We start from the raw sequence: 16,042 nt of genomic DNA, 5'->3' as shown, positions 1-16,042 counted from the left end.
CTCAGACCGGGCTGGCCCAGGCGACGCGCGTGGCCTGCGCCAGGCAGTCCTTGATCGTGGCGATCTGGGTGGCGATGGGGGCCGGCACGGGCTCGGCGCCATCGAGTACCTTGCGGATCCACGCCGCCGTGTCGGCCACGTCGGTCCCGGCCGGCAGCGCCGGCACCTCGCCGATGGAGCCGCCCACCGGGTCCACCATCGTCCGCTGATGCCCGTCGTGCAGCCAGTCGATCCGCGTGCTGCGGCGCGCGTCGGCCACCACCTCGCCCTCGGTGCCCCGGCCCAGCAGCACGTTGGCCGGCTCGTGCGAGAAATAGTCGGTCAGCGTCTCGCGGTACTCGGGGTGGGTGTAGCTGTACAGCCGCAGCGCCTCGGCCGGCGTGTGGGCGCCCACCGGCTGCAGCATCTTGACGATCGTGTGCGACGAATTGCGCAGGCCGATGATCGCGCGCTTTTCCAGCAGGGCCGCCAGCGGGGGCGACAGCACGTCGATCGGCAGCACGGCCAGCGGGTTGGTGCCAGCGCGCAGCTGGTCCTGCGCGGCGCCGGTGGTCGCGCACAGCGGCACACCCAGCGCCTCGAACAGCGCCAGGCTCGTCACGCGGCCGTGGAACGCCCGCACCCCATGCACCAGCGTGGGGACGCCGTCGCGCGCCAGCAGCATCGCCAGCAGCGGCACCAGGTTTGGCTGCTTGCGCGCGCCGTTGTAGCTGGGAATCACCACCACGGGCTTGTCCGGCGGCGCGGCCAGCGGCTGGCAGTGCCGGTGCGCGGCTTCGAGCATGCCCGCCAGCTCGTGCGGGGCTTCGCCCTTGATGCGGTACGCCATCAGCACGGCGCCCAGTTCGATGTCCGAGACACGGCCGGCCAGCATCGCGTCAAACAGCGCCTGGGCGTCCTCGCGCGGCAGCGCGCGGGCGCCATTGACGCCACGGCCGATTTCCTTGATGTACTTGGCCGCCGAGAACGGGGCGGACTCGGGCGCAGCGGATGCGGTAGTCATGGTGCGGCGGGGAATCGTGGGGTGGGTTTGGGGTTCATGATAGCCCACGATGCCCGCCGGATCGCGTCCGCGGCGGGCCGGGGCGTGCTCAGGCGGCCTCCTGCAGCGCGGGGTTGCGCTGCTTGCGATACAGGAAGTCCAGCACCGCCGTGCGGCACGCGTGGTAGGTGCGGTCGTCGGCCAGCGCCACGCGGTCGCGCGGGCGGGGCAGGTCCACGGCCAGGATCTCGCCGATGGTGGCCGCCGGGCCGTTGGTCATCATGACGATGCGGTCGGCCAGCAGCACGGCCTCGTCCACGTCGTGGGTCACCATGACCACCGTACTCCGGGTGCGGGCGACGATCTTGATCAGCTCGTCCTGCAGGTGGGCGCGGGTCAGCGCGTCGAGCGCGCCGAACGGCTCGTCCATCAGCAACACCTTCGGCTGCATCGCCAGCGCCCGCGCAATGCCCACCCGCTGCTTCATCCCGCCCGAGATCTCGTGCGGATACTTCGCTTCCGCGTGCGTCAGGCCGACCAGCGCCAGCGCGTCGTGCGTGCGGGCCTGGCGCTGGGCCTTGCTGTCGGTGGCGCCGAACACGCGCTCCACGCCCAGGTGGACGTTCTCGAAGCAGGTCAGCCACGGCAGCAGCGAATGGTTCTGGAACACCACGGCGCGCTCGGGGCCCGGCCCGGCAATCTCGCGGCCGGCGCAGATCAGCGCCCCGGCCGTGGGCAGCGTGAGCCCGGCGATCAGGTTCAGCAGCGTGGACTTGCCGCAGCCCGAGTGCCCGATCAGCGTGATGAACTCGCCTTCGGCGATGGACAGGTCGATGTCGCGCAGCGCCACGAACGGGCCCTTGCGCGTCTTGAACGTCTGGCCGACGCCTTCGATGCTGACAAATCGTTCCATGTGGTGGCTCCCCGGTCAGTTGTTGCCGTAGCTGAAGCGGCGCGCCAGGGCCAGCAGCAGGTGCTCCAGCACCAGGCCCACGACGCCGATGATGAAGATGGCGATGACGATATGCTCGACCTTGAGGTTGTTCCACTCGTCCCAGAGCCAGAAGCCGATGCCGGTGCCGCCCGTCAGCATCTCGGCGGCCACGATCACCAGCCATGCCGTGCCGATGGACAGCCGCACGCCGGTCAGCATGTACGGCAGCACGGCCGGGAACAGCACCTTGCGGAAGACCGTCCACTCGGACAGGTCCAGCACGCGCGCCACGTTCAGGTAGTCCTGTGGCACGCGCGTCACGCCCACGGCCGTGTTGATGATCATCGGCCAGATCGAGCAGATGAAGATGGCCCAGATGGCCGCCGGGTTGGCCGCCTTGAACAGCAGCAGGCCGATGGGCAGCCACGCCAGCGGCGACACCGGCCGCAGCAGGCTGATCACCGGCGCGGCCATCGCATTCAGGAACGCGAAGCGCCCGAGCAGGAAGCCGGCCGGGATGCCGATCACGGCCGCCATGCCAAAGCCTGCCGCCACGCGCGCCAGCGACGCCAGCACGTTCCAGCCGATGCCCTGGTCGTTGGGGCCGTTGCGATAGAACGGGTCCGAGAACAGCGGCACGGCCGCGTTCCACGTGGCGCCCGGCGTGGGCAGCGCCGGGATCAGCGTGGCGATGCCGTGCCAGACCAGCAGGAACAGCACGAAGCCGGCCAGCGGCGGCACGCAGCCCAGCACGCCGCGCGCGACAGCATCGCGCCGCGCGGCCAGCCGGGCCTGGGCGGCCAGTTCCTGCGCGCGGCGGCGCGTGTGCTCCTTGGCTTCCGGGTCGATGGCGTCTGCGTCCATGGCAGCACCCTTGGGAGACGTCGAGGCGATAGCGTTCACGGCAAGCTCCTTTCCGAAGAGCGGTGAGTAGTCGGGATCAGAGGGCGGCTGCCTTGATCCTGAAGCCGTCGGCGTACGCCTTCGGGTCCTTGGTGGCGTCCCAGGTAACGCCATCGATCAGCTTCGCGGTGCGGAAGTCGCCCTTGGGCAGCGGCACCTGCGCCGCGGCGGCGCCCTGCTTGTAGATGTCGATCCGGTTCACCTGCCGCGCCACGGCCAGGTAGTCCGGATGGTCCTTGAGCAGGCCCCAGCGCTTGTGCTGGGTCAGGAACCACATGCCATCGGACAGGAACGGGTAGTTGGCCTGGCCGTCCTGGTAGAACTTCATCGCGTCGGGGTCGTCCCAGGTCTTGCCCAGGCCGTTGCTGTAGCGGCCCAGCATGCGGTCCAGGATGATGTCCATGTCGGTGTTGACGTAGGACTTGGCGGCGATGGTCTCGGCGGTCTTGCGGCGGTTCGAGGCCGACGCGTCGATGAACTTCGACGCCTCCAGGATGGCCGCCACCATCGCGCGCGCCGTGTTCGGGTGCTTCTGCACGAAATCGGCCGTGGTGCCGAGCGTCTTCTCCGGGTGGTCCTTCCAGATCGACTGCGTGGTCTCGGCCGTGAAGCCGATCTTGTCGGCAATCGCCCGCGCGCCCCAGGGTTCGCCCACGCAGAAGCCGTCCATGTTGCCCACGCGCATGTTGGCCACCATCTGCGGCGGCGGCACGGTGATGGCCTTGGCGTCCTGCATCGGGTTGATGCCGTTGGCCGCCAGCCAGTAGTAGAGCCACATCGCGTGCGTGCCCGTGGGGAAGGTCTGGGCGAACACGTACTCGCGCTTTTCCTTCGCCATCTGCGCCTTCAGGCTGGCGCCGTCGCGCACGCCCTTGTCGGCCAGCTTCTGCGACAGCGTGATGGCCTGGCCGTTGTGGTTCAGGTTCATCAGCACGGCCATGTCCTTCTTGGGGCCGCCGATGCCGAGCTGCACGCCGTAGATCAGCCCGTAGAGCACGTGCGCGGCGTCCAGCTCGCCGTTGACGAGCTTGTCGCGCACGGCCGCCCATGACGCCTCCTTGCTCGGGGTGATCTTGATGCCGTATTTCTTGTCCAGGCCCAGCGTGGACGCCATCACCACCGAGGCGCAGTCGGTCAGCGGGATAAAGCCGATCTTGACCTCGGTCTTCTCCGGCGCGTCGGAGCCGGCCGCCCAGGCGCCGCTGCGCACCAGCGGGTCCACCAGCGTCATCACGCTGGCGCCGGCGATGGTGGCCAGCGCCCGGCGGCGGCCGTTGCTGGCGGGGGCGTGGTCGGCGGCGGCGTTGTCGGCGACGTCTGGCTTGGCGATCTTGAGGCGAGAGGGCATTGCAAGGGCTCCGAAAAGAAAAAAGGCGTCCCGACCGCCGCCGGCCATCGTCGATGAGAGGCCGGGGACGGTGCAGGACGCCGTTGTCCGATGCCGCGCGGGTCGTCGTTGACCCGCGTGCAGTCATGTTGTGGTGATGCCGGTGATGCCGGTGCTACGGGGTGAGGCTCGGGACTGCCGGCCGTCGTTGGCCTTGGATGCCAATCACGCAAGCGCCATGCCATGCTCGTTGCGGTGCACAAATTCCTGGCCGGGCGGCGGTTTTCCCCATCCGGAGGCGCAAAGCCTGCGGACGGTGCACGCGGCGGGCATGGCCCGGCACGCGCCAGGGTGGCGGCGGGATCGTGGCAGTGCGGCGGGGGAAAGTGGTGCGGCACCCGGCTTGTGCATGCACAAGTCCGGGCAGGGCGGGCGTCAGCCCATTACGTCGATCACGCGCTGGGCGGCGTCGGCCAGCTTGATGCCGCGTTCCATGGCCATCGAGCGCAGGCGCTTGAACGCTTCGTCCTCGCTGATGCCGCGCGCCTCCATCAGCAGGCCCTTGGCGCGCTCGACGGTCTTGCGCTCGGCAAGCTGCAGCCGGGTGGCGTCCAGCTCGGCGCGGAGCTGCTGGTCCAGTTCGAAGCGGGCGTAGGCCACGTCCAGCACGGTCTTGACGCGCTCGGCGCGCAGCCCGTCGACGATATAGGCCGTGATGCCGGCCGACAGCGCGGCCTTGATGCGCTGGGCGTCGTCGTTGTCGGTAAAGAGCACGATGGGCCGCGGCGCGTGCTGGGTCGACACGCAGACATGCTCGATCGTGTCGCGGGCGGCCGATTCGGACGCGATGATGACGAGGTCCGGCAGCGTGGCGGCGATCACGTCGGGCAGACGCAGGTCCGCCTCGACGGTCTGCACCGCCGTGAAGCCGGCCTGCGCCAGTCCGGCGCGGATGGTCTCCACGTTGAGCGGATCGGCGTCGTGCGGGTCCCGCACCAGCAGGATGCGCAGGATGCGGGGTCCCGCGGCCGGCGGCGGACTGGCAGGTGGGGGCGGATGGCGGCGGGTCATGGCGGTCGCTTGGTTGCAGTGCAATATGCAAGATTCGCGCCGGGTCTGCACCCCCTGTATGCCGCCGGACGCCGGGTGTATGCTTGGCCCCTGCCGCGCCGCCCGACCCCTGACACCGGGGAGAAGCCAAATGCACCGGCGTGGCGTCCCATCAAAAATAGAAAGCAGGAGAGTTGGATGACCGAGTTCGTCTTTGCCCCGCAGGCCCCCCTGGGCGTACCGGTGCGTGGCAGCAATGCAAGCTTCCCCGTGCGCCGGGTCTATTGCGTGGGTCGCAATTATGCCGCGCATGCGCGCGAAATGGGCTCGGACCCCGACCGTGAACCGCCGTTTTTCTTTTGCAAGCCGTCCGACGCCGTCAGCTACGTGGCCGACGGCGCCGAGGGCACCTTCCCGTACCCGCCGGGCACCGGCAACTGCCACTACGAGGTGGAGCTGGTCGTCGCCATCGGCAAGGGCGGTACCGACATCCCCGTGGACCAGGCCGCCAGCCACGTCTACGGCTACGCCATCGGCCTGGACATGACCCGCCGCGACCTGCAGAACGAGTCGAAGAAGACCGGCCGGCCCTGGGAAACCGGCAAGGCGTTCGACAAGTCGGCGCCGATCGGCCCGATCGTGCCGGTGTCCGCCATCGGCCATCCGCAGAAGGGCGCCGTGACGCTGGCCGTGAACGGCGTGGAAAAGCAGCGCGGCGATCTGTCGGACCTGATCTGGTCGGTGCCGGAGATGGTGTCGTACCTGTCGAAGCTGTTCGCACTGCAGCCGGGCGACCTGATCTACAGCGGCACCCCCGAAGGCGTGGGCCCGGTGGTCAAGGGCGACGTCATGCAGTGCCACATCGAGGGCGTGGGCGACCTGACCGTCAAGGTGGCGTAAGGCCATGCTGGCACTCCACAGCTACTTCCGCAGCTCGGCCTCGTTCCGCGTCCGCATCGCCCTGAACCTGAAGGGCCTGCCCTACGACTACAAGGGCGTGCACCTGCTCAAGGACGGTGGCATGCAGCTCAAGCCCGAGTACCGGGCCCTGAACGCCGACGGCGTGGTGCCGACGCTGGTGGTGGACGGCCGTCCGCTGATCCAGTCGATGGCCATCATCGAATACCTCGACGAGACCCACCCCGAGCCGGCACTGCTGCCCCGCGACCCGTTCGACCGCGCCATCGTGCGCGGCCTGGCCCAGGAAATCGCCTGCGAGATTCACCCGCTCAATAACCTGCGCGTGCTCAAGTACCTCAAGCACACGCTGAAGGTGGAGGACGACGCCAAGGATGCCTGGTACCGCCACTGGATCGAACAGGGCTTTGCATCGCTGGAAATCAACCTGTCGCAACTCGGCCACGTTGGCCGCTACGCGTTCGGCGACTATCCGACGCTGATCGACCTGTGCCTGGTGCCCCAGGTGTTCAATTCACAACGCTTCAACATCGACCTGACCCCGTTCCCGACCATCGCCCGCATCCACGCAAACTGCATGGAACTGGAAGCGTTCCAGAAGGCGGCACCGGGAGCGCAGCCGGATAGCGAGTGAGGCGATCTGGCGGTTTTCTGATGTGAGCGACAAAAAGCCCGGCTCGATGCCGGGCTTTTTCTTGCCACGTGGCGCAGGGTTGCGATAGCGCAGGGAAGGCTTCCGGCAGGCGGATTAGGGTGGTGGCCTTCGACTATCGGGAGACACCGTGCCGGAATCGGATCGGCTTATTGAAAGAAGGTTTTATCCCAAAGGTTATCAAGGTGGTGCGTCGGACAATTGGTAGATTTGCCAAACTAGCGGCGGCGACCGTGCTTGTCCTCGGCGCATGGTTTTACCTGGGCGGCTATGTCCTCGATGTCCCGGGGCGCGTGACGGCAAAGCCGGTTCCCCTGTACAGGCATTTTGAAGGCATGCTCGGTCGTGACGCGCCTGTCCATATCGTGCCGCCTGGCACGCGATGCCGGGCGTTCCAGGCCAATATGAAGGTGCTTTTCAATTTTCGCGTCTGGTGTGGCGGCGCCATATACGGCTGGACCGATGATACGGCCGCGTTCGAGCCACCACTTGATATGGACTTGGCTGTGCAATAACGAAGGATGACGGATTCCCAAACCATCGACAGGGGCCCGAAATCAGACTGCCAAGAAAAAACCCCGCCAAGGCGGGGTTTTTTCTTGCCGGTGGGCGTCGCCAGCGGGCGGCCGTCTCACCCCAGCAACGCTTCCGCGAACTCCTCGGCCCGGAAGGGCTGCAGGTCTTCCACCTTTTCGCCCACGCCGATGAAGTAGACGGGGATCGGGCGCTGGCGGGCGATGGCTGCCAGGATGCCGCCCTTGGCCGTGCCGTCCAGCTTGGTCACGATCAGGCCGGTCAGGCCCAGGGCGTCGTCGAATGCGCGGGTCTGGGCCAGCGCGTTCTGCCCCGTGTTGGCGTCGATCACCAGCAGGCATTCGTGCGGGGCGGTAGGCATCGCCTTGCCGACCACGCGCTTGACCTTCTTGAGTTCTTCCATCAGGTGCAACTGCGTAGGCAGGCGGCCGGCCGTGTCGGCCATCACGATGTCGATCTTGCGGGCGCGGGCGGCGTTCACGGCGTCGAAGATCACGGCAGCCGGGTCGCCGCTTTCCTGGGCGACGACGGTCACGTTGTTGCGTTCGCCCCAGATCGTCAGCTGCTCGCGCGCGGCGGCGCGGAAGGTGTCGCCGGCGGCCAGCAGCACGGACTGGTGGTACGACTGGAAGTGCTTGCAGAGCTTGCCGATGCTGGTGGTCTTGCCCGCGCCGTTGACGCCGGCGATCATCATCACCAGCGGCTGCTCGCGGCCCAGTTCCATGGTCTTTTCCAGCGGCTTGAGCAGCTCCACCAGCAGGTCCTTCAGCGCGGTCTTGACGCCTTCGGCCGTCTCGATGCGGTCGTTCTTGACGCGGCGGCGCAACTGGTCGAGCAGGTATTCCGTGGCCTCCACGCCGGCGTCGGACATCAGCAGCGCGGTTTCCAGTTCCTCGAACAGGGCCTCGTCGACCTTCACGCCGACGAACAGCACGCCGATGTTGCGGCTTGTCTTCGACAGGCCCGCCTTCAGGCGCGTCATCCAGCCGCGCTTGGCCTCGGGCGTGGGCGCGGGCGGGGGAACCAGTTCGAGTTCCTCGACCACTGGCGGCTCGTAGGCGACCGGGGCGGGCGGGGGCGGCGGGACCTGCGCGGGCACCGGGACCGGGACGGGAACCGGCACCGGGCTTGGCGCCGGCTGGGGTGCGGGGGCCGGCGCCGGCATCGGCATCGGCACAGGCACAGGCACAGGCACCGGAACGGGGACTGGCACCGGCACCGGAGCGGGCGCGGGAAGCGGGGCCGGCGCGGGGGCGGGCGTCGGGACCGGAGCCTGGGCGGGCGCGGACACGGGTTCCGGCGCGGCAACCGGCGGCTCGACGGGCGCGGGAGCCGGCTCGGCCTTGCGCTTCTTCCAGAAACTAAACATTGGGAAAGGGGTCAATACCCCGGTAGAATCAATCGCCAAAATTCTAGCAGACGGGGTCGCATGAACCATTGCGCTGACTTGTCCGGAGCGGGCGCCGCCCGCATCGTTTCGCCCTCCACCGGCGCCGCCCGATTCTCCCGGCGCCTGATCTCCACCCTCATCGTTGCCACCCTTGCCGGTCCGCTGGCGGGCACCGCCATGGCGCAGGCGCAGGGCGAAGCCGCCCGGGCCACCACGCCGCAGGGGCCGCCGTCCGGCATGGCGACGGCGGGCAAGGTGGGCCAGACGGAAGCCGGCACCACGGAATTCCGCCTGGCCAACGGCATGCGGGTCATCGTCAAGGAAGACCACCGGGCGCCCACCGTGGCGCACCAGATCTACTACCGCGCCGGCGGCAGCGACGAGGTCAGCGGCACCACGGGCGTGGCGCACATGCTCGAACACATGATGTTCAAGGGCACGCCGAAGGTGCCGATCGGCGAGTTCTCGCGCCAGATCGCGCTGCTGGGCGGCCGCGAGAACGCGCTGACCAACCGCGACTTCACGCTCTACTACCAGCAGATCGCCAAGCAGTACCTGCCCAAGATGATGGAACTGGAGGCCGACCGCATGGCCAACCTCATCATCAAGAAGGAGGAATTCGAGCGCGAGATGAAGGTGGTGATGGAAGAGCGCCGCCTGCGCACCGACGATTCCCCGCGCGGCAAGGTCTACGAACAGCTCCTGGCGACGGTCTACACGGCAATGCCGTACCGCCATCCGGTCATCGGCTGGATGGACGACCTGGTCAACATGCGCGTCGAGGACGTGCAGAACTGGTACAAGACCTGGTACGTGCCGAACAACGCGCTGCTGGTGGTGACCGGCGACGTGAAGGCCGACGAGGTGCGCGCGATGGCCGAGCGCTACTTCGGCAAGCTCAAGCCGCGGCCGCTGCCGCTGCGCAAGACGCAGCTTGAGGCGCCGCAGCAGGGCATCAAGCGCATCTGGGTCAAGGCGCCGGCCGAGAACCCGTACATCGTGCTGGCCTACAAGGTGCCGCGCCTGCACGACGTGGAGAAGGACGTCGACCCGTACGCGCTGGAAGTCCTGTCGGCCGTGCTCAACGGCTACGACAACGCCCGGCTGACGCGCGAACTGGTGCGCCAGCAGCGGCTGGCCGACGACGTCAACGTCGGCTACGACAGTATCAACCGCAACGAGTCGCTGTTCGTGCTCGACGGCACGCCGGCCAACGGCCACACCACCGAGGAAATCGAGAAGGCGCTGCGCGAGGAGATCCAGCGCATCGCGAAGAACGGGGTGTCCGAGGAAGAACTGAAGCGCGTCAAGGCGCAGGTGGTGGCCGGCCAGATCTACAAGCGCGACTCGGTCTTCGGCCAGGGCATGGAGATCGGCGTGGCCGAAATCTCCAATATCTCGTGGCGCCAGATCGACCGGATGCTCGACAAGATCAAGGCCGTCACGCCGGCGCAGGTGCAGGCCGTGGCCGGCAAGTACTTCAGCGACGACAACCTGACCGTGGCCACGCTGCTGCCGCAGCCGATCGACCCCAACAAGCCCAAGACCGCAGCGCCCGAAGGCCTGCGTCACTGAGGAGAGAAGCAGCGATGTCCCTGTCCGTCATGACGATTGCGTCCCCGCGCCTGCTGCGCCGCCTGGCTGGCGCGGCCTGCGGGGCGGCCGCGCTGCTGGCCGTCACCGTGGCTCACGCGGCCATTCCCATCGAAAGCTGGACGGCGTCCACCGGCGCCAAGGTCTTCTTCGTGCCGAGCCCGTCGATCCCGATGCTCGACGTCAACATCGACTTCGACGCCGGCAGCCGCTACGACCCGCCCGGCAAGGCCGGCCTGGCGACGCTGGCCGCCGCGCTGCTCGACAAGGGCAGCAGCGCCCAGAACGGCCAGCCCGCCCGCAACGAGGCCCAGATTGCCGATGCCTTTGCCGATACCGGCGCCGACTTTGGCGGCGCGGCCGGCGGCGACCGCGGCGGCATCGGGCTGCGGACGCTGACGACGTCGCCCGAGCGCGAGCAGTCGCTGCGGCTGGCGTCGCAGCTGATCAAGGCGCCGTCCTATCCGGACGACGTCGTCGCGCGCGAGAAGCAGCGCCTGATCACGGCCATCCGCGAGGGCGACACGCGCCCGGGCGTGATTGCGGACAAGACGCTGTCGAAGGCGATGTACCCGAACCATCCCTACGGCGTGTCGGCCACGCCGGAGTCGGTGGGGTCGATCACGCGCGAGGACCTGCTCAAGTTCTGGCGCGACAACTACACGGCCAAGCGCGCCGTGGTCACGCTGATCGGCGCCATCGACCGCAAGCAGGCCGAGCAGATCGCCGAGGACATGACGCGCGGGCTGCCCGAGGGCGCCGCGCCGCCCAAGCTGCCTGACGTGCAGATGTCGATCCCGGCCAGCGAGAAGCGCATTCCGCATCCGGCCCAGCAGGCCAGCGTGGCCATCGGCGCGCCGTCGATCGCGCGCGGCGATGCGGACTACTTCGCCCTGCTGGTCGGCAACTACGTGCTCGGCGGCGGCGGCTTCAGCTCGCGGCTGACCGACCAGGTGCGCGAGAAGCGGGGACTCACCTACGGCGTGGACAGCTATTTCGCGCCGTCCAAGCAGCCGGGGCCGTTCAGCGTCACGCTGCAGACCAAGAAGGAAAACACCAACGAGGCGCTGGGCCTGGTGCGCCAGATCCTGGCGAAGTACGTGGCCGATGGCCCGACCGATGCCGAGCTGAAGGCGGCCAAGGACAACCTCGTCAACGGCTTTCCGCTGCGGATCGACAGCAACCGCAAGCTGCTGACCAACGTGGCCAACATCGGCTGGTATGGCCTGCCGCTGGGCTACCTGGACACGTGGACCGCGCAGATCAACAAGGTCACGCGCGACCAGGTGCGCGCGGCCTTCCAGCGCCACGTGCATCCGGACGCGCTGGCGACCGTGATCGTCGCCGGGCCGGAAAAGTGATGCCGGGGGCGGATGGTGGGCGAGGGCACGCGGCGCCGCTGTGCCGGCGTCCGCCACGCTCTACAATCACGGCATGAATTCGCAATCCCGACCTTCGCCCGCTCCGCGCGGGCGAACTTCTCTGTCCCGCCAGCCCCGCCAGACACCGGCCCAGGTGCGCATCATCGGCGGCCGCTGGAAACGCTCCCTGCTGCCGGTACTGGAGGCCGAAGGGCTCCGGCCCACGCCGGACCGCGTACGTGAAACGCTGTTCAACTGGCTGGGACAGGACCTGACCGGGCTGGCCTGCCTGGACCTGTTCGCCGGCTCCGGCGCGCTGGGTTTCGAGGCCGCCTCGCGTGGCGCGGCCACCGTGACGCTGGTGGAAGCCAATCCGCGCGTGGCCAAGCAGTTGCGCGACAACCAGTACAAGCTCGATGCGTCCCAGATACGCGTGGTCCAGGCCGACGCGTTCGCCGCCGCCGCGCAGATGCCGGCCGACAGCTTCGACGTGGTGTTCCTGGACCCGCCGTTTGCCGAGGACTGGATCGGCCCGGCGCTGGAACACGCCGCGCGGCTGACGCGGCCGGGCGGCGTGGTGTACGTGGAATCGGACAAAGCGCTGGTCGGCGCCGATGCGCCGGTGCCGGCGTCGCTGGAGGTCGTCCGCCAGGCGCGCGCCGGGGCCGTCCATTTCCATCTGCTGCAGCGTCGCGAGGGCCACGGCGCCGACTGAGCGAAGGGCGTCGCGCCGGGGCCAGTCATATGACGACTGCCAGGCGGATTGCCGCGCCGGACAAGCGTTTGCGCCTCTGCTGCAATGCGGCAAAAATGCGGCCGGGCGGACTTCCAAAAGCGGCAATTGGGGTTACACTACGCCGCTGTTGATTGTCCAACGCCCGTCGCGCAGCCAGTATTCGAAAGCGGTCTCCCGCAGGGGAAGGCCGCCAGCGGGCAGCCCTAAGGAGGAAACATGGTCGTCGCCGTCTATCCCGGTACTTTTGATCCCATGACCCGGGGACACGAGGATCTCGTCCGTCGTGCGTCGAATATCTTCGACGAACTCGTGGTCGGCGTGGCGCACAGCCCCAACAAGCGCCCGTTCTTCTCGCTGGAGGAACGGATCGGCATCGCCCGCGAAGTGCTGGGGCACTACCCGAACGTCCGCGTGGAAGGCTTCTCGGGCCTGCTCAAGGATTTCGTGCGCAAGAACAATGCGCGGGTGATCGTCCGCGGCCTGCGCGCGGTGTCCGATTTCGAGTATGAGTTCCAGATGGCGGGCATGAACCGCTACCTGCTGCCCGACGTCGAGACGATGTTCCTGACGCCGTCTGACCAGTACCAGTTCATCTCCGGCACGTTCGTGCGCGAGATCGCCGTGCTCGGCGGCGACGTCAGCAAGTTCGTCTTCCCCTCCGTGGAGCGCTGGCTTAACGAGAAGATCGGCAAACCGGAATAAAATACGACCTTCGACCCCGTCGACGTGGCCAGTTCGGGCATGGGCGGGGTTGCTGGAAGGAACCATCATGGCGCTACTGATCACCGACGACTGCATCAATTGCGACGTTTGTGAACCCGAGTGCCCGAACGAAGCCATCTCGATGGGGCCCGAGATCTACGAGATCGACCCCAACAAGTGCACCGAGTGCGTCGGCCACTTCGACGAACCGCAATGCCAGCAGGTCTGCCCTGTGGCTTGCATCCCGAAGGATCCGAACCGCATCGAATCGCACGAGGTGCTGATGCAACGCTACCGGCTGCTGACCGCCGCCAAGCACGTGGCCTGAAGCCGGAGAGACATCCGGCCCCTTCGTTCCGGCCCCCATAAGCAGAAAAAGGAAAACCCCGCGCAGCCGCAAGGCTGGCGGGGTTTTTTCCGTTCCGCGCTCGTTCAGGGGACGAAAACGCCACGTCCCGGCCTCTAGCGCCCGGTATGCAGTTCCATCATCGCCCGCTCGCTCTCGCCGCGGGCCAGCACGCCGATCGGGCCGATGCTGCGGTCGATCGCCTCGTCGATGGCCTGCTGCTCTTCCTTGCGTGGCGGCTTGAGCACAAAATTGACGACGTCCTCGCGCCCGCCGGCCGCGCCGCCCGGCGCGTTGCGCGGATGGCCCACGCCGATGCGCAGGCGCCAGTATTCCTGGGTGGTCAGGTGGGCCGAGATGTCCTTGAGGCCGTTGTGGCCGCCCGAGCCGCCGCCGCGCTTGAGCTTGACCGCGCCGGCCGGCAGGTCCATCTCGTCGTGCGCCACGAGGACCTCGTCGGGCAGGATCTTGTAGAAGCGCGCCAGCGATACCACCGACAGGCCCGAGCGGTTCATGAAGGTCGACGGCTTGAGCAGCCAGACGTCCTGGTCCCACAGCCGCGCGCGGCCGGCCAGGCCGTGGAAGCGGCCTTCCACCCGGAGCGTGGTGCTGCCCATGCGGGCGAGCTGGTCGACGAACCAGAAGCCGGCGTTGTGCCGGGTGGCCTCGTATTCCGCCCCGGGGTTGCCGAGGCCGACGATGAGCTTGATCATGCGAGGAAGAAAGCGGAAAGCAGGCGTGAAGGATACGCGAAAACCGCGCACGAAAAAAAACCGCCGGCGAACCGGCGGTCTTTGCTGGCAACGCTGGCAGCTTAGGCAGCCGGCGTTTCGCCTTCGCCTTCGGCGGCTTCGGCCGACTGGGCGCCAGCCGGCAGCGAGATGTTCGCCACGGCCGGGTTGTCATCACCGTGGGTGATGGCGGTCACGCCCTTCGGCAGCTTCAGGTCCGACAGGTGGATGGTCTGGTTCAGCTCGACAGCACCCAGGTCCACTTCGATGAACTCGGGCAGGTCGGCCGGCAGGCACGACACTTCCAGGTCGTTCAGGATGTGGTTCACGATGCCGTGGCCCAGCTTCACGCCAGGAGCGGTTTCCTGGTTCATGAAGTGCAGGGGCACCTTCACGTGGATCTTTTCCGACGCCGACACGCGCTGGAAGTCGACGTGCAGCACCATCGGCTTGAACGGGTGCATCTGGAAGGCGCGCAGCAGTGCCTTCTCGCTCTTGCCAGCCACTTCCAGGTCCAGGATCGACGAGTGGAACGCTTCCTTCTTCAGGGCGTGCCACAGTGCGTTGTGATCCAGTTCGATCATCTTCGGCTCGGCGGCGCCGCCGTAGATGATGCCGGGCGTCTTGCCCGAATTGCGCAGGCGGCGGCTCGCACCCGTACCCTGTACGCTACGTTCGAAAGCTACTACTTTCATGTCCAACTCCAGATGTGAAGAAGGCTGTCCGCGACCAGACAGCCTCGACTAGGCGATACGGCAACCAAACCGTACCGCATGAATCACATTGGCCACCCTGAAGGTGGCCAATGCGGTAAAGCCCAAGATTCTAGCAGGCTTTCGCCTGCCTTGCGCCCGCTTGCCGCTCAGTGGTCGGCAAACAGCGACATGATCGAGTCGCCCTTGACGATCCGGGTGAAGGTCTCGGCCAGCAGCGGGGCGGTGGAGACCTGGCGGATCTTGCCCGACTGGCGCGCTTCGTCCGACAGCGGGATCGTGTCGCAGACCACCACTTCGTCCAGCGAGGATGCGGCGATGCGGGCAGCGGCGCCACCGGACAACACCGGGTGGGTACAGTAGGCGAACACCTTCAGCGCGCCACGCTCCTTGAGCACCTGGGCGGCCTTGCACAGCGTGCCGCCGGTGTCGATCATGTCGTCCATGATCACGCAGTTGCGGCCGGCCACTTCACCGATGATGTTCATCACCTCGGAAACGTTGGCCTTCGGGCGGCGCTTGTCGATGATGGCCAGGTCGCAGTCGAGCTGCTTGGCCAGCGCACGGGCGCGCACCACGCCGCCGACGTCAGGCGACACCACCAGCAGGTCGCCGTAGTTCTTCTCGCGCAGGTCGCCCAGCAGCACCGGGGACGCGTAGATGTTGTCGACGGGGATATCGAAGAAGCCCTGGATCTGGTCGGCGTGCAGGTCCATCGTCAGGACGCGCTCGACGCCGGCCACTTCCAGCATGTTGGCCACGATCTTGGCCGAGATGGCCACGCGCGCCGAACGCGGGCGGCGATCCTGGCGGGCATAGCCGAAGTAGGGCATGGCGGCGGTGATGCTGCGGGCCGAGGCGCGCTTCAGGGCATCGACCATCACCATCAGTTCCATCAGGTTGTCGTTGGTCGGCGCGCAGGTCGACTGCAGCACGATGACGTGCTTGCCGCGAACGTTTTCCTGGATTTCGACCTGGACTTCTCCGTCGGAGAATCGGCCCACAAGTGCCTTGCCCAGCGGGATGCCGAGGTGCTGTACGACAGCCTCCGCGAGTTTAGGGTTGGCGTTGCCGGTAAATACCATCAAGCCTTCGACGCTCATTCGGGGCACCTGTCTTGCTGCTGGGGGAGCTTTGTGCTACCGGCCGGTGCCGGTAGCGAGTTCTGCA

The 16,042-nt window shown here is 67.5% G+C and carries 17 protein-coding genes; 8 read left to right on the top strand and 9 right to left on the bottom strand.

Annotated features, from left to right (window positions below):
- Position 1 precedes the first annotated feature (1 nt).
- The 5 genes from ybiB to EHF44_RS03990 form a co-directional block, all read right to left on the bottom strand.
- Positions 2-1,003 (bottom strand): DNA-binding protein YbiB, encoded by a 1,002-nt coding sequence (gene ybiB / locus EHF44_RS04010; protein WP_124682554.1) that lies wholly within the window; start codon positions 1,001-1,003, stop codon positions 2-4.
- 88 nt (positions 1,004-1,091) lie between these two features.
- A complete protein-coding gene (locus EHF44_RS04005) occupies positions 1,092-1,895 on the bottom strand; it encodes an ABC transporter ATP-binding protein (protein WP_124682553.1) in 804 nt (267 codons plus the stop codon).
- A 15-nt stretch (positions 1,896-1,910) separates the two neighbouring features.
- Positions 1,911-2,819 carry a nitrate ABC transporter permease gene (gene ntrB / locus EHF44_RS04000; RefSeq protein WP_253699962.1) on the bottom strand — a complete coding sequence of 303 codons (909 nt, stop codon included), beginning with the start codon at positions 2,817-2,819 and terminating at the stop codon, positions 1,911-1,913.
- A gap of 37 nt (positions 2,820-2,856) precedes the next feature.
- Complete coding sequence (locus EHF44_RS03995) at positions 2,857-4,167, bottom strand: CmpA/NrtA family ABC transporter substrate-binding protein (RefSeq protein WP_124682552.1); 1,311 nt, start codon at positions 4,165-4,167, stop codon at positions 2,857-2,859.
- A 414-nt stretch (positions 4,168-4,581) separates the two neighbouring features.
- The gene (locus EHF44_RS03990; RefSeq protein WP_124682551.1) at positions 4,582-5,217 is read right to left on the bottom strand and encodes an ANTAR domain-containing response regulator; all 636 of its coding nucleotides are present in this window, start codon (positions 5,215-5,217) and stop codon (positions 4,582-4,584) included.
- Between the two features lie 177 nt (positions 5,218-5,394).
- Here EHF44_RS03990 and EHF44_RS03985 point away from each other — a divergent pair, with 177 nt between their 5' ends.
- The 3 genes from EHF44_RS03985 (at position 5,395) to EHF44_RS03975 (ending at position 7,281) form a co-directional block, all read left to right on the top strand.
- Entirely contained in the window at positions 5,395-6,096 is a 702-nt protein-coding gene (locus EHF44_RS03985) for a fumarylacetoacetate hydrolase family protein (RefSeq protein ID WP_124682550.1), read from the top strand.
- 7 nt (positions 6,097-6,103) lie between these two features.
- Positions 6,104-6,748 carry a maleylacetoacetate isomerase gene (gene maiA / locus EHF44_RS03980; RefSeq protein WP_216643974.1) on the top strand — a complete coding sequence of 215 codons (645 nt, stop codon included), beginning with the start codon at positions 6,104-6,106 and terminating at the stop codon, positions 6,746-6,748.
- Positions 6,749-6,870: 122 nt separating this feature from the next.
- Positions 6,871-7,281 (top strand): hypothetical protein, encoded by a 411-nt coding sequence (locus EHF44_RS03975; protein ID WP_124682548.1) that lies wholly within the window; start codon positions 6,871-6,873, stop codon positions 7,279-7,281.
- Positions 7,282-7,397: 116 nt separating this feature from the next.
- On the opposite strand, the gene ftsY is transcribed toward EHF44_RS03975, so the two are convergent.
- Positions 7,398-8,669 carry a signal recognition particle-docking protein FtsY gene (ftsY, locus tag EHF44_RS03970; protein WP_124682547.1) on the bottom strand — a complete coding sequence of 424 codons (1,272 nt, stop codon included), beginning with the start codon at positions 8,667-8,669 and terminating at the stop codon, positions 7,398-7,400.
- 60 nt (positions 8,670-8,729) lie between these two features.
- On the opposite strand from ftsY, the gene EHF44_RS03965 reads away from it, so the two are divergent.
- The 5 genes from EHF44_RS03965 to EHF44_RS03945 all read left to right on the top strand — a co-directional run bounded on the left by EHF44_RS03965 (position 8,730) and on the right by EHF44_RS03945 (position 13,410).
- Positions 8,730-10,265 (top strand): M16 family metallopeptidase, encoded by a 1,536-nt coding sequence (locus EHF44_RS03965; RefSeq protein WP_124682546.1) that lies wholly within the window; start codon positions 8,730-8,732, stop codon positions 10,263-10,265.
- Between the two features lie 14 nt (positions 10,266-10,279).
- Complete coding sequence (locus tag EHF44_RS03960; protein WP_124682545.1) at positions 10,280-11,644, top strand: M16 family metallopeptidase; 1,365 nt, start codon at positions 10,280-10,282, stop codon at positions 11,642-11,644.
- Between the two features lie 73 nt (positions 11,645-11,717).
- Positions 11,718-12,359: a 16S rRNA (guanine(966)-N(2))-methyltransferase RsmD gene (gene rsmD / locus EHF44_RS03955; protein ID WP_172966005.1), complete on the top strand. Its 642-nt coding sequence runs from the start codon at positions 11,718-11,720 to the stop codon at positions 12,357-12,359.
- Positions 12,360-12,596: 237 nt separating this feature from the next.
- Positions 12,597-13,082 carry a pantetheine-phosphate adenylyltransferase gene (gene coaD, locus EHF44_RS03950; RefSeq protein WP_124682544.1) on the top strand — a complete coding sequence of 162 codons (486 nt, stop codon included), beginning with the start codon at positions 12,597-12,599 and terminating at the stop codon, positions 13,080-13,082.
- A gap of 67 nt (positions 13,083-13,149) precedes the next feature.
- Positions 13,150-13,410 carry a YfhL family 4Fe-4S dicluster ferredoxin gene (locus EHF44_RS03945; RefSeq protein WP_124682543.1) on the top strand — a complete coding sequence of 87 codons (261 nt, stop codon included), beginning with the start codon at positions 13,150-13,152 and terminating at the stop codon, positions 13,408-13,410.
- A gap of 134 nt (positions 13,411-13,544) precedes the next feature.
- Here EHF44_RS03945 and pth read toward each other — a convergent pair whose 3' ends face one another.
- From pth to EHF44_RS03930, 3 genes are all read right to left on the bottom strand, one after another.
- Positions 13,545-14,141, bottom strand: coding sequence for an aminoacyl-tRNA hydrolase (pth, locus tag EHF44_RS03940; RefSeq protein WP_124682542.1), 597 nt, complete (start codon positions 14,139-14,141; stop codon positions 13,545-13,547).
- 101 nt (positions 14,142-14,242) lie between these two features.
- On the bottom strand, positions 14,243-14,854 hold the full coding sequence (locus EHF44_RS03935) for a 50S ribosomal protein L25/general stress protein Ctc (RefSeq protein ID WP_124682541.1): 612 nt from the start codon (positions 14,852-14,854) through the stop codon (positions 14,243-14,245).
- Between the two features lie 167 nt (positions 14,855-15,021).
- Entirely contained in the window at positions 15,022-15,975 is a 954-nt protein-coding gene (locus tag EHF44_RS03930; protein ID WP_124682540.1) for a ribose-phosphate pyrophosphokinase, read from the bottom strand.
- Between the last annotated feature and the right edge of the window lie 67 nt (positions 15,976-16,042).

Source organism: Cupriavidus pauculus, from assembly GCF_003854935.1.
GTDB lineage: Bacteria > Pseudomonadota > Gammaproteobacteria > Burkholderiales > Burkholderiaceae > Cupriavidus > Cupriavidus pauculus_C.
The sequence above is the reverse complement of the archived record's forward strand: the minus strand, read 5'-3'. Positions and strand labels throughout refer to the sequence as shown.

Excerpts from the sequence above, each read along its gene's own strand:
- ybiB (WP_124682554.1), bottom strand. The coding sequence starts at position 1,003 with ATGACTACCGCATCCGCTGCGCCCGAGTCCGCCCCGTTCTCGGCGGCC.
- EHF44_RS04005 (WP_124682553.1), bottom strand. The coding sequence starts at position 1,895 with ATGGAACGATTTGTCAGCATCGAAGGCGTCGGCCAGACGTTCAAGACG.
- EHF44_RS03995 (WP_124682552.1), bottom strand. The coding sequence starts at position 4,167 with ATGCCCTCTCGCCTCAAGATCGCCAAGCCAGACGTCGCCGACAACGCC.
- EHF44_RS03990 (WP_124682551.1), bottom strand. The coding sequence starts at position 5,217 with ATGACCCGCCGCCATCCGCCCCCACCTGCCAGTCCGCCGCCGGCCGCG.
- EHF44_RS03985 (WP_124682550.1), top strand. The coding sequence starts at position 5,395 with ATGACCGAGTTCGTCTTTGCCCCGCAGGCCCCCCTGGGCGTACCGGTG.
- ftsY (WP_124682547.1), bottom strand. The coding sequence starts at position 8,669 with ATGTTTAGTTTCTGGAAGAAGCGCAAGGCCGAGCCGGCTCCCGCGCCC.
- EHF44_RS03965 (WP_124682546.1), top strand. The coding sequence starts at position 8,730 with ATGAACCATTGCGCTGACTTGTCCGGAGCGGGCGCCGCCCGCATCGTT.
- EHF44_RS03960 (WP_124682545.1), top strand. The coding sequence starts at position 10,280 with ATGTCCCTGTCCGTCATGACGATTGCGTCCCCGCGCCTGCTGCGCCGC.
- rsmD (WP_172966005.1), top strand. The coding sequence starts at position 11,718 with ATGAATTCGCAATCCCGACCTTCGCCCGCTCCGCGCGGGCGAACTTCT.
- coaD (WP_124682544.1), top strand. The coding sequence starts at position 12,597 with ATGGTCGTCGCCGTCTATCCCGGTACTTTTGATCCCATGACCCGGGGA.
- EHF44_RS03945 (WP_124682543.1), top strand. The coding sequence starts at position 13,150 with ATGGCGCTACTGATCACCGACGACTGCATCAATTGCGACGTTTGTGAA.
- pth (WP_124682542.1), bottom strand. The coding sequence starts at position 14,141 with ATGATCAAGCTCATCGTCGGCCTCGGCAACCCCGGGGCGGAATACGAG.
- EHF44_RS03935 (WP_124682541.1), bottom strand. The coding sequence starts at position 14,854 with ATGAAAGTAGTAGCTTTCGAACGTAGCGTACAGGGTACGGGTGCGAGC.
- EHF44_RS03930 (WP_124682540.1), bottom strand. The coding sequence starts at position 15,975 with ATGAGCGTCGAAGGCTTGATGGTATTTACCGGCAACGCCAACCCTAAA.